Origin of the sequence: Haloferax sp. AB510 (assembly GCF_024136985.1) — an archaeon.
Taxonomy (GTDB): domain Archaea; phylum Halobacteriota; class Halobacteria; order Halobacteriales; family Haloferacaceae; genus Haloferax.
Genome location: NZ_JAMYJY010000013.1, coordinates 39,128 through 52,277, shown reverse-complemented (window position 1 = coordinate 52,277; position 13,150 = coordinate 39,128). Strand labels below are relative to the sequence as shown.

Annotated in this window: 7 protein-coding genes; 2 read left to right on the top strand and 5 right to left on the bottom strand. The window is 64.6% G+C overall.

Translation table 11 applies throughout. The features are described 5' to 3' along the window. The 3 genes from NKF06_RS04365 to NKF06_RS04355 all read right to left on the bottom strand — a co-directional run. Positions 1–1,677 (bottom strand): phosphate acyltransferase (locus NKF06_RS04365; RefSeq protein ID WP_253244636.1); only part of this gene is annotated, 1,677 nt, incomplete at its 3' end. A gap of 173 nt (positions 1,678–1,850) precedes the next feature. Beyond that, entirely contained in the window at positions 1,851–2,141 is a 291-nt protein-coding gene (locus NKF06_RS04360; protein ID WP_058826965.1) for a hypothetical protein, read from the bottom strand. A gap of 502 nt (positions 2,142–2,643) precedes the next feature. Continuing rightward, positions 2,644–2,895, bottom strand: coding sequence for a hypothetical protein (locus NKF06_RS04355; RefSeq protein WP_058826966.1), 252 nt, complete (start codon positions 2,893–2,895; stop codon positions 2,644–2,646). Positions 2,896–3,388: 493 nt separating this feature from the next. On the opposite strand from NKF06_RS04355, the gene NKF06_RS21125 reads away from it, so the two are divergent. Beyond that, a complete protein-coding gene (locus NKF06_RS21125; protein WP_253244635.1) occupies positions 3,389–7,897 on the top strand; it encodes a dockerin type I domain-containing protein in 4,509 nt (1,502 codons plus the stop codon). A gap of 272 nt (positions 7,898–8,169) precedes the next feature. Here NKF06_RS21125 and NKF06_RS04345 read toward each other — a convergent pair whose 3' ends face one another. Both NKF06_RS04345 and NKF06_RS04340 read right to left on the bottom strand, forming a co-directional pair. After that, positions 8,170–9,600, bottom strand: a complete 1,431-nt coding sequence (locus tag NKF06_RS04345) for a PKD domain-containing protein (RefSeq protein ID WP_253244634.1) — start codon at positions 9,598–9,600, stop codon at positions 8,170–8,172. A gap of 9 nt (positions 9,601–9,609) precedes the next feature. Beyond that, positions 9,610–12,408: a PKD domain-containing protein gene (locus NKF06_RS04340; protein WP_253244633.1), complete on the bottom strand. Its 2,799-nt coding sequence runs from the start codon at positions 12,406–12,408 to the stop codon at positions 9,610–9,612. A 22-nt stretch (positions 12,409–12,430) separates the two neighbouring features. Here NKF06_RS04340 and NKF06_RS04335 point away from each other — a divergent pair, with 22 nt between their 5' ends. Next, positions 12,431–12,775, top strand: coding sequence for a hypothetical protein (locus tag NKF06_RS04335; protein ID WP_253244632.1), 345 nt, complete (start codon positions 12,431–12,433; stop codon positions 12,773–12,775). Positions 12,776–13,150 lie beyond the last annotated feature (375 nt).

Sequence of the window (13,150 nt, the reverse complement as noted above, 5' to 3'; positions counted from 1 at the left end):
GCGGAGCGCCGACGGGTAGTGGTGGGTCAGCCCCGTCAGCATCGCGTCCGCGTCGTCCATGGCGACCATCACGCTGGCGAAGTAGTTCGAGTCGCTCCGCACGAGTTCGGCAGCCTCCGTCCGGGTGAGGCCCTTGCGCTGGCGGCGCTCGTAGAGGTGGTCGACGTAGTGGTTCCACTCGCCGCTTTCGGGGTCGGCGATGGTCGGGTCGAAATCGAGGCCGAGGTCCTCGGCGGTGCGGAGAATCTCTTTCGTCCGGCCGACGAGGAGAGGTTCGGCGATGCCCTCTTCGACCAACTGGCTCGCGGCGCGAATCATCTTCTCGTCTTCGCCCTCGGCGAGGACGACCCGCTTGGGGTTCGTCGCCGCCTTGTTGAGGACGACGCGCATCATCTCGCGGGACTTCCCGAGGCGGGCCTCCAACTCCTCGCGGTAGTCGTCGAGGTCGCGCTCGCGGCGGGCCGCGCCGCTCTCCATGGCCGCCTCGGCGACGGCGGGCGTCACCTCGTAGAGGACGCGTTGGTCGAGCGGCTTGGGGATGAGGTAGTCGGGGCCGAACTGGAGCGGGCCGTCGCCGTAGGCCTTGACGACCGCGTCGGGCACGTCCTGTCGGGCGAGGTTCGCCAGCGCCTCGGCGGCCGCGCGCTTCATCTCCTCGTTGATTTCGGTCGCGCGCACGTCAAGTGCGCCGCGGAAGATGAAAGGGAACCCGAGGACGTTGTTCACCTGATTCGGGTAGTCGGAGCGCCCGGTCGCCATGATGACCGTGTCGTCGCGGGCGTCCTTTGCGTCCTCGTAGGCGATTTCGGGGTCCGGGTTCGCCATCGCGAAGATGATGGGGTTGTCGGCCATCGACCGCACCATTTCCTGGCTCACGATGCCGCCGACCGAGAGGCCGACGAGTACGTCCGCGCCCTCGATTGCGTCTTCGAGGTCGCCGTCGTCGACGCCGCGGGCGAACGGTTCGGCGTACTCGTCGAGGTCGCCGGCGTCGGCCCGCGACTCCGAGAGGACGCCGTCGATGTCGCACAGCGTGATATTCTCGTGGGGGATGCCCAGCGAGACGTAGAACCGCGCCGTCGCCGTCGCGGCCGCGCCCGCCCCCGAGAAGGTGACGTTCAGCGACGACAGCTCCTTGTCCGCGATGTCGGCGGCGTTCAAAAGCGCCGCGCCGGAGATGATGGCCGTACCGTGCTGGTCGTCGTGGAACACGGGGATGTCCATTCGGTCGCGCAGGGACTCCTCGATTTCGAAGCACTCGGGGGCCTTGATGTCCTCCAAGTTGATGCCGCCGAACGTCGGCTCCATCGCGGCGACCGACTCCACGAACGCCTGCGGGTCGTCGTGGTCGAACTCAACGTCGAACACGTCGATGTCGGCGAAGCGCTTGAACAGCACGCCCTTGCCTTCCATCACCGGTTTCGACGCCTGCGCCCCGATGTCCCCCAGCCCGAGGACGGCGGATCCGTTGGAGACGACGCCGACGAGGTTGCCCTTCGCCGTGTACTCGTAGGCGGCGTCTTCGTCCTCCGCGATGTCGAGACACGGCGCGGCCACGCCCGGCGAGTACGCCAGGCTCAGGTCGCGTTGGGTGTTCGTCGGCTTCGTCGTCGCAATCTCCACTTTCCCCGCGGGCGGCCGCCGATGGTAGTCTCGGGCGTCGTCTTCGAGCGTCATTGCTCGTGATGGGTACGGTCAGGTAAGTAGACTCTTCGCTCCGACAGAGACACACCAATGGATAATCATGTAGAATTCGGCGGCTCGGCACCGGACTTTCGCGCCGAGAAGGCGGGCGGGTCCGAACGAGGCGGGTCGCGGTCGACGCGGGGGCCGACTCGCGCGCCGCGCAATCAACGGAGCGAGTCGTGCGGCATCGTGTACAACTGTACGCTCTCCGCGATGGACACCTCCTCGAAGTGGTTCTTCGTTACGAACAGGTCCGAAACGTCTTCGACCTGTTCGATCGGATAGATATGCTTCGCGCTCCCGTAGCCATGGTAGACCTCGACCGGAACGGCGAACGCAACCTCTCCCTCGTCGACGTCGACTGTCGCCCCGAACGTCAGCCCCTCGTCGTCGTCGGCGACTGTACAGATGGTCGACGGTACGGTTTCCCCTGCATCGTATCTCTCTTTGGCCATTCGTTGACAACCCACACAATTTTTCATTGTTGTATGCAGTATCTCTCCCTGCCCATACTCCGGAGACGTACTGCTCAAGTTCCAGCCATATGTCCAACGAGCACCGTGATAATTATTACTCAACTCGCAGAACTAACTGATGAATTGATACGTTTGATGCGGGTGTGGTCACCGGCCGTCGGCTTACCGCGCCACGACCGGAACGCGGTCTCTGAGTTCTGGGATCAACCACTGAACGCGTCGTTCGGGTCTCTTATACGCGAGCTGCTCGGTACCAACCACCGCCGCGATCGGTCCGAGCCGATACGGTCGTCGCCGCGTAGTCACGCATAGCTGTCTCTGAGCTGTCTGGTCGAATCGGTGGCACGTCTGCGAGTTCTGGACCGTTCGACCCATGGTAAACTATCGGATAGGTCGGCCCCGATGTCTGGTCGTCGAATGCGACTCGCGCTCGCGAGTCGAGCGCGATGTGGAGGGGAACGACAGCGCGACCACGACCCACTCAGCGGAGCGCGTCGTGGGGAATCGTGTAGAGCCGAACTTCGTCTGCGACCGCCACCTCGTCGGTGTCGCCGCTCGTGACGAACAAGTCCCAGATGCGTTCGACTTGCTCTGTCGGATAGACGTGCTTGGCGCTCCCGTACCCGTCGTAGACGTCGACGGGGACGGCGAACGTGATTTCTTCCTCCTCGGCGGGGACCGAGCAGATGTCTACTGGTACTGTTTCACCCACTTCGTAGTGTGTAGCCACCATGTTGTATGGAACGTTCCTTGTCAGCACCTACGAATCCGCATTTTCACGGAGTACTGAAGGCACTCATTCGGTTAGAGATTCATGTAACAGCCAATAATTGTTTCTCCGAGTGACAGTCGAGAGGACGATTCCCATCGGCGAGTCACCGGGAGACAGGATTGGTAGCCATGTTCACATTTGATGTAACAAGGTTAGAGTTATTATATCCACCCATTCTGCGCTTGTGAGGTCCCGAAGGCGTTCTCGTGGTGGTTCGGTCGGGAGTCGCGAGACTCACCGACATCGCGGCCCAGTCAATTGTTTCCAGCGTACGGTACAATTATACTATTTCAATAAACACTTGCGACTGATGCGAGCACGGATAGCAGTTACACTAGGGGCAGTGCTGTTCGTCTGCTCGGTCGCATTGGTTGGGGTTAGTGCGGCAGAGGAGATTCAGCAGCCACCGGACACAGAGGTACAACCAGTAAACGAAAGCGGGGTTCTCGAGGTGGTGTTCATCGACACGGAGTCGGGCGAAGACTACCACTTCGAAGGGGGTGATGTGGACACGTCGTCGCTCCCGCGAGGGGAGTATCTCGTCGTCACCTACGTACGGACCGACGGCGGCATCGAAAAGCAGACCGAACGCGTCGAACTCACGGACGATTCGACGGTCACGGCGAGCGACGCCGAGTCGTCCGACGAACTCCTCAGTTCGGTCAGCCACGACTCGGACCCGGGAATCGATGTGGCGGCGAGCGTCGCCTACGAGTACGGCGAACCCTCGTACGACAGCGATGGGACCGTCAACATCCGCGTGAGCGCGGTGAACGTGACGACGGACGAGTACGTGCCGGCGAACACGTCGCTCACGGTCGAAGTCGAGACGCCGAACGGGACGGACACGTTCAACGTGACGACCGGAGAAAACGGAACGGCAGTCGTCGACTACGACCTCACCGGACGCGATAACGGGGAGTACCGAGTGTTCGTGACGTCAGACGTGAGCGGATACACCGGCTACGCGAGCTTTACCGCGGGCCCGCGGGCACAGCTCGTCCCGCAGTACTACCGTCAAACGACGCCGCGGAACAGCACCGTTGGCGTCGCCGTTCACACGAGCGTCGACGGAGATCCCACGACCGGTGACCCGGTTCACGTCGAGATTCGGGCACCCAACGGGAGCGTAACCGAACAGAACGTGACGACAGGGGCCGACAGTTTCGCTCGGCTCAACCTCACGACGACGCAGAGCGGGTCGTACGTCGTTCGCGCGACCGGACCGAACGGCGAAACCGAGCGCGCGACCATCGATTCTGCGGAGTACATCAGTAGCGTCAACATCCCGAACTGGTGGGAGCTTCGGCCGGGCGAGCGCGCGTCGATTTCCGGAACGGTTCTCACCGAGACGGGCGAACCGCTGGCGAACGAGGAGATCACGCTTCGCGTCGAAAACGAGAGCGATACGGTCCTCGAGACCCAGACGCTCACGACGACCGCCAGCGGCCAGTTCGTGACGTCGTGGGACGTGCCGGCGAACCAGACGGAGTATCGCGTCCACTACGACGTCACCCTCGAGACGAACGGCGTTCGAATCGCTGAGGACGCCGAACTCGAAGTCGAAAACCGAACGACTGAGGACGACGAACCGGTGCCGGACGAGCCGGCGGCAGAGGTGGAGGTCCGGACGGGTGGCGACGTCAGCCCGGACGGGAGCGTAACGGCGACGGTCATCGTCGAGAAAAACGACACGGCAGTGAGTAACCAGGACGTTCGCGTGCTCTCGGGAGTCGACGCGACGGTTCTCGATTACCGGACCGTCACGACGAACAGCACCGGGGCGGCGAGCGTCTCGTTCGACCTGCCGCAATCGCTTGCGGACTACCACAACAGGAACATCCGACTGCGCGCGACGACGACTGTCGACGACAGCACAGTCGTCGGCTACGGCTACACGGACATCTCGCAGGGCGAAACCGACCTCGACGGGGAGTACGGAACCGAACCCGGCCAGTCGGCGAACGGGTCGATATCGTTCACCGACGCGGACGGGTCGCCCGTTTCGAACGCGCCCGTCGCGTACATCGGTGCGCGCAACGGCCTGCGAGCCGGCGTGTTCGCGACCGGGCTGGTGACGACGAACGCGACCGGGCAGGCGTCGTTCACGTACGACGTGCCCGCTGACGCGCAGCTCTCGGTCGCGCTCGCGGCCGACAGCCGGACGCGGGACTTCAACTACTGGACGTCGCCGTCGCTGAGCCAGTACGCCATAAACGTCCGCGTCGGGGACCGCGGGAACGGCTACACCGAAGTCGCACCCGGCGAGACGGTGACAGTCAACTACGACGTCCCCGACGAGACAGTCGAAGGCGGCGTGCTCACCGTCTACTCGTGGGATAGCGACGCTGAAGACCGCGTACTCACGACCCGGACGTTCGAGCCGGGCGAGAACGCGACGGTCAGGATTCCGGCGACGACCGAAGCCGACAGCTACTCCGCGATGGTCCAGACCGTCACCGCAGACGGTCGGCTCTCGTCGGACGAGGGCTACATCGACGTCAACCAGAGCGCGGAGCCGGTCCGCGAGACCACGTCGGTGTCCGGCCGCATCACGACGACCAATGGAACGCCGCTGGTCAACGATACGGTCGCGCTGTTCAACGGGGCGCTCGATACCCCGACGGCCGCCGCGACGACGAACGACACCGGGTTCTACAACACGACGCAGGATATCGCGGAGTTCGACCAGTCGGTGCTTCAGGACACCGAGTATCACGTCGGCTTCTACCAGTTCAACGGAAGCGAGTCGGCCGCCAGAGCCGACGCGTGGCCGCGCGACGGCGTCGCGGACATCTACGCGGTCGACCGAATCAACACGTCACAGACGACGACCGTCGACGCGGAGATTCCCGAGGGCCACGTCCTCAACGTCTCCGTGACGGCCGAAAACGGGACTGCGGTCGAAGACGCGCGGCTTCGTCTCGGACACGCCAACGGCTCCGCGAGGGCGGTGTACGGCGGCCTGACGAACGCCGACGGACTACTCACCCTCAGTAATGCATCCCGTCCCGGCGTGGAAGTCACCGGCAACGTGACCGTCGAGGTCCTGCCGCCGGCGGACTCCGACGCGTACGAGGAGACGATTCAACAACAGCGCGTCACCGTGACGAACGACACGGAACTCTCGTTCACGCTCGCCGCGAACGAGACGGACGACACGGAGTCGAACCTGACTGGCTTCGTGGAGGCCGCCGACGGGACCGTTCCGCCCGGAGAGGTCGTCCTCGACACTCGGCTCGGCGCGACCGACGGCGACGTGTCGTCGCTCGGACCGAACGGCGAGTACGACCTGACGGCCGCCCGCGGGGCGTATCAGGTCTCCTTCGTCCAGCCGAGTAGCCAGGTCGACGGGGTGCCGGACATCTACCCGCTCCACCGCGTCTACGCCGACAGTTCGACACATCTCGGGAGCGACGAGCTGCCGAGCGCCAGCCGGCTCAACGTGACGGTGCTCGACCGTCAAGGTGAGCCGGCCGACGACGCGACGGTCGTCGTCGCCTACGGCGGAAACCGCGTGTTCGACTCCGTCAGCGGAGAGACCGACAACAGCGGTCAGTTCATCTTCGGCCAGACAAAGGGTGTCGAAGTCGCCGGGCCGAACGCGGTTCCCAACGATTACGGCGGCAACGTGCAGGTCCAGGCCAGAGGACCGAACGGAACCTTCGTCGGGACGCGGCTGAACGTCACGTCGGACACGAACCTCACGGTCCGGTTGACCGACCGAGTGAACGTCACCGGCCAGTTCGTCCGGCCGGACGGCGAACCGGCGGACAACCGGACCGCGGTCGTCCTCGGCGATACGAACGGGACGTCCGGCGGCGGCTTCGCTCGCACGGCCGACGACGGTTCGTTCGGCGTGGCCGTCGCGGAAAACGGGACGTACAACGTGAAGTTCCGACAGGAGCGGTACGACGAACAGGGCACGAGCTTCCCGCGTGACGCCGTCCCGGACGTCTACGCGGCGACGTCGATTGACGTGGGGACCGCCCCGCGCGACGTCGAAACAGTCGGGCTTCCCGAGGCACACCTGCTCAACGTCTCCGTCGTCGACGCCGGCGGCGACCCGGTCGAGAACGCGCGCGTGACGGTCGACCACCGCAACAACGGTTCGGTCGGCTTCGTCTCCGGAAGCACGCTTCCGAACGGGACGATGGTGCTCGACGCGACGGGGCGTCCCGGCGTCGAACTCGCCGGCGACCTCCGGCTGACCGTCGAAGCGCCGCCGAACGCGACCGACCTCGAAGGCGTCGAGACGACCGAGACGCTCACGCTCACCGGAGACCGAACCGTGACGGTCCAGTTGGGTGACGACGAGACCAACGCGACGCCGGACGCGGTCAACGTGCGGGCGCTCGCGACGCCGACGACCGCGAGCGTGAACGAGACGGTGACCGTCGACCTCGTCGCGACGAACGTGACCGAGGGCGTCGGCGCGTTCGAAACGACGCTCAACCTGACGAACGGCACGGCGGGAACGATCACCGACGTGACCGTCCTCGGCTCGCCGAACGGGACCGACATCAATCGCGGCCCGGAGAACGACTCGGTCGCAATCGATGCGTTCGGCATGGACACGGCGCAGACTGGGACCGTCACCTTCGCCCGCGTGAACGTCACGCTCACGTCCGCCGGAACGTCCGAACTCGCGGTGTCGGAGACGGTGCTGGGAAGCGAACCCGGTACCGAGTACGACGTCGGCTCCGAGAGCGGCGTGACCCTCACCGCGGTGGACCTCGAACCAGTCGGCGCATCTGACGCCGCGCCGACCGACCCGGACGGCGACGGAACGTTCGAGGACATCAACGGTGACGGAAACGTGACCATCTCGGACGTGCAGGCGATGTTCGCGAACCGGAACAGCCCGGCCATCACCGACAACGCCGACGAGTTCGACTTCTCCGGTAACGGCGAGGTCAACGTCGTCGACGTGCAGCGGCTGTTCGTCGAGATTCGGGACTGAGACTGCGCCCTCGCGGGAGCGCCCGCGACGACGTTTCTTTTCTTCGGGACCGTCGGACGCTCGTCCTGTGGGTCGACGACGTGTGGAGCCTCCGTCATCACGAGCGTTCGAACGGCGACCGCTCACCACGGGAGCGAGCCGAGCGTGCGGAGATTCAACGGCGCACTGGAACGCGGCCACACCCAGAGTTCGGACAGGACGACGGAAGGAAGAGAACCGACCGGTCGCCGACGACACGGCCGCGAGCGTCCGCGGAAGCGGCGTGTCGGACGTCAGGCGGGACGACCGCGAACGTCGGCGAAGAGACGCTGCACGTCGACGATGTTGATGTCGCCGTCCCCGGTGAAGTCGAACGCGCCGCGCTGCTGTCGGAGCGCGTCGTCGTCTCGGTTCGCGAACATCGCCTGCACGTCCGAGACCGAGACGTTCCCGTCGCCGTTGATGTCCTCGTAGACGCCGTCGTTGTCAACGTCCGTCGGGAGGCGGTCCGCGACGATTGCGGGCGGTCCGGTACGCTGTCCAACGGTCACCGAGGTGTTAGACACGGTTCCGACGGTGTACGGCTCGTTATCCTCGTCGCCGAGCGCCGTGACGGTCGCTTCGAGCGTCGCGGTTCCGCTGTGAGTGCCACGAACCGTCACCGTCGCGACGGTGACCGCGCCGGTGTCAGGCGTATCAGCCGCCGCTGCGGTGATAGAGATTCGGTCTCCGTTCGGGGCGATATCGACCGACCGGAAGCCGGGGTCGCCGGCGAGTGTCGCGTTTTCGAAGGTGACCGGCGAGCCGGCGGCCGTCGAAACCGAGATGTCGTACGACCGGACGCCGTTCGTCACGTTCTCGACGACGACGTCGACCGCGGTCTCGTTACCCCGCGAGACCCGGGACGACTCGGGGTCCAACCGCACCGTAACGCCCTCCGAGTCGCTCACCGCGGTCACGTTCACGGTGTCCGAGTCGGTGTTCCCGGCGGCGTCAATCACGCTGAGTTCGACAGCCGTCGTTCCGGGCCGAGCGAACGACGTGGTCACCGTCGGGGTCTCGGTTGTTCGCTCGACGGTTCCGTCTCCATCGAGGTCCCACTGATAGGTGTCGATACCGACGTTGTCCGTCGAACCGCTCGCGTTCAGCGTCACGGTCGTGTTGACCGGTGTCGTCAGGTCGTCGCCGGCGTCTGCGACCGGAGCGGTCGTATCTTCGCCGGCGTCGGCGTCACCGACCGTCAGCGACCCGTTCACGGTTCGCGACACCGAGTACGCGACGTTGTCGCTGTCGCCGAGAGCGTTCACACTGAGCGCGACCGGTGCCGTGCCCGTGCCGTTGGCGGTGAAGGTCACGGTCGCAATCGTCACGTTCGACCCGGTCGCGGTGTCAGCGGTCCCGGCAGTGATGCGAACCCGCTGGCGGTCGTCTCCCGGGGTGACATCGGAGAACCCCGGGTCACCCTTAAGTTCGACATCGGCAACGCTGGCGACTCCGTCCCGCTCGAGCAGGACCGAAACGTCGTAGGACCGGACGCCCTCAGAAGCGTTCTCGACGACGATATCGACCGTCGTGGTGTCGTTCGCTTCGACCGACTGGTTTACCGGTGAGAGGCGAACGGTCGTCTCACCTGCGGCCTGTGCGAGCGGGGCGAACGCGAGGCTCCCGGCGACCGCAGCGAGCAACACGACCCCGACGAGCAGCGAGCGAGTGTGGAATGACATCGTGAGTAGTTAGAGTTGGTCGAAGAGCGCGGAGACGTCGATGACGTTGAACGCGCCGTCTCCGTTGAAATCGAAGAAGCGACCGTGCTCCTGTACGGCCGCGTCGTTTCGGTTATCGAAGAGCGCGGAGACGTCGATGACGTTGAACTCACCGTCTCCGTTGACGTCCTCGTAGACGCCGTCGCCGTCCGGATCGGTCGGCGGGTTACGGTCGGACCCTATCGCGGGCGGGCCGGACTCGACGGTGATCGTCGTGTTATTGACCGCCGTGACGACGTACGCGTCGTTGTTCTCGTCACCGAGCGCCTGAACGGTCGCACGCACGTCCGTGGTTCCGGCGGCGTCGGCGAGGAGCGTCACGTTTGCAATCACGACCGACCCGTTGTCGGCCGTGTTCGCGGCCCCCGCGGTCACGCGAACGGACGCGTCGCCGTCGGAGACGTTCGCGTTCGAGAACTGCGGGTCGCCGGCGAAGGAGACGTCCTCGACGGTCGCGACCGACGCGTTCGAGACGTGGAGCGTCACGTCGTACGAGCGAACCCCGTCCGTGGCCCGCTGCACGACGACGCTGACGTTCGTCCGCTGGCCGGTCGTCGCGACCGAATCGGAGCGGAGATTCACTGTCGTTCCGGTCTCGTTCGAGACGCTCACGGTGACGGTGGCCGTGTCGGACTTCCCGTCGCCGCCGCGGTCGGTCACGGTCACCTCGTAGGTGTACTCGCCGGGCGTCGTCAGCGTCACCGACCCGCTCGCACCGGACGGCGCCGGGGCGTCACTCGTCGGTGCCGAGACGACCTCCCAGTCGTACGCGAGTTGTTCGCCCTCCGGGTCCGACGAGTCGGTCGCATCGAGCGTCACGCCCGACCCCGCGCGAACTTCGTCGGGCGACGCCGTGACCGAAGCGGTCGGCGCTCTGTTGACGTCTCCGACAGTTACGGTGACGGTGGCCGTGTCAGACTTCCCGTCGCCGCTACGGTCAGTCACCGTCACTTCGTAGGTGTACTCGCCCGGCGTCGTCAGCGTGACATCGCCGCTCGCACCGGACGGCGTCGGGGCACCGCTCGTCGGCGCGGAGACGACCTCCCACGCGTACGAGAGGCTCGTTCCGTCCGGGTCCGACGACCCGCTTGCGTCTAACGTGACCGACTGGCCCTCGTCGATTTCCGTCGGCGTCGCGGCGAGGTCCGCAGTCGGCTGTTCGTTCGTGTTTTGAACGGTGACGGTGACCGTGTCGCTCGCCGTCGCGCGCCCGTCGTCGGCGGTGACTTCGAACGTCAGTTGACGGCTACTGCTGTCGATTTCGGGCGCTTCGAACGTCACCGAGCTGCCGCTTCCCTCCGCCGTCCCCGGGCCGCCCGTCTGCGTCCACGAGTAAGACAGGGAGTCGCCGTTATCGTCACTGCCGGAGGCGCGCAAGGTGAACGACCGTCCCTCGTTGACCTCGTTCGGGCCTGACGCCTGGACCGACGGGCGAGCGTTGACCTCGAACTCGACCGACTCGCCGACGCGATTCGTCAGCGCTCGGAACCCGTTGTCGTCCTCGACGTACGCCTCGACGCGGTAGTCCCCCGCCGGGAGGTCAACCTGGAGTTCACCGCCGCGGTCGGTGTACGTCTCGGTCCCGAAGTCGGTGCCGTCGATACCAGCGACGATCCACGTCGTTCCCGAATAATCGATGCTACCGTCGGGGTCCGTCGAGTCGTAGATATCGAGCGTGACCGTCGCACTGCCGCCCGCCGGTGCCGAGACGACCGACCCCGGTCCATTGATGTCCGGGTACGGACGCCTGTTGACGTGGAGCGTCTCGGTCTCCATGGCGCTCTGTCCGCTCGAATCAGTAACCCGGAGCGTCACGTCGTAGTCGCCGCCGTCGTGGTAGACGATGTCGATAGACTCCCCGGAGTACTCGTACTGGCCGTCGCCGTTGACGTCCCAGTCGTACGACCTGATGCGATTATCGTCGCTCGCCGAGGCAGTTATCGTGACCGTCTCGCCGTTGTTCCCGTTCCTGTCGTGCGGGTTCGGGACCGACGGGTCGAAGCTGATGTCGTCGATGACCGGTGGGTCGTCGGACTCGGTGACGCCCACGGTGAACTGCCGCGTGGTATCGGAGGAGTCGTCGGACGCCGCGAATATCTCAATCGGTGGGTCACCAACCCCGCTTCGGTACTCACTGGGCGTGTACTGCACGTCCTGTTCGTAGTAGCCCGAACTGTTGGTTCGAGCGCTTCCGGACGCCACGAGCGGGTTCGAGATCAAGTCGTCCTCTCTCAGCTCCCACCCCGCGTACGTGTTCGAACCCCAACCGAAGAGCGTGACATCGGTCGTGTCTCCTTCGACGACGGGCGTCTCGACCGAGTCGTCGGCGAGGTAGATCGTGCTACTCGTTCTGCCCTTGTCGACCGTCGCAGACTCGATGTCGTCGCGAAAGGCACCTCGCAACACGACCGCCCGAAGTTCGATACCGGGGTCAAGGAACGACTCGTCACTGGCGGCGTTGTCCAGCGCGTCCGCCGGAACGCGAATGGTCGTCTCTCCCGAGTCCGACGTGACGGTCTTCGAAGCGACCTGATCGTCCGTGAGTTCAGTGCTGTCCTGCTCGATAATCCGGATGTCGTAGGAACTCTGTCCGGACAGCGAGTAGTCCACAGTAACGGACACCGGCTGGCCGCTCGCAATCGAATCGACCGGTGCGTCGTACATCGTCGTGTTGACCGACGTGATACTCACCGAGCCGGAGAGCGCTGCCTCGACCGTCCCGTTGGTCGCTTGAGTTCGGGCCGCCGTGTCGTTCGCTTGCGGCGTCACCGTCTCGTTCGCCGGCGCTTCGGTGGCGTTCGTCTCCGACGTCTCTGTCTCATTCGGGGATGTGTCCGACTCCGGCGTGTCCGTCTCGTTCACCGGTGCTTCGGTTGAATTCGTCTCCGGAGTTTCAGTGGTGTTCGTCTCCGGCGTGTCCGTCTCATTCACCGGTGTTTCGGTTGAATTCGTCTCCGGAGTCTCTGTCTCATTCACCGGAGTTTCAGTAGTGTTCGTCTCCGGAGTTTCAGTGGAATTCGTCTCCGGAGTTTCCGTCTCGTTCACCGGAGTCGAAGAATCAGGTGTTTTGTTGTCTTCAGTCACTTCCTCCGAATCTTTCGACCCATCGGTCTGGTTTACTGGCGTCGTAGTTTGATTCGAAGTCGAATTTGATTCGTTAGAAAGCGACGAGTTAGTTGTTGTCGAAGAAGAAAGGGACGAGTTGGTCGTATTTGTCGGTGATGACTGTGTTGCGTTCGAGTCGTTCTGCGTATGGACCACACCCTGGCCGGCACCGTTGCTCGTGAGGTTCGTCGACTGCACAGAATCCGCCGGAGCCGCGGATACGACAGTCGGTGAGACGAAACCGACGACCCCCCCGGAAAGAACAATTGCTGCGAGTATGAGCGAAACGGTACCCTGCCAGAACGTTTTACACCCGCGGGTCATGGTTGACCAAATACATTTTGGCCGACATAAATGTCAGGGTGTGCCCACATACTGCACACAAACGACCTCCGAGAACGACGGA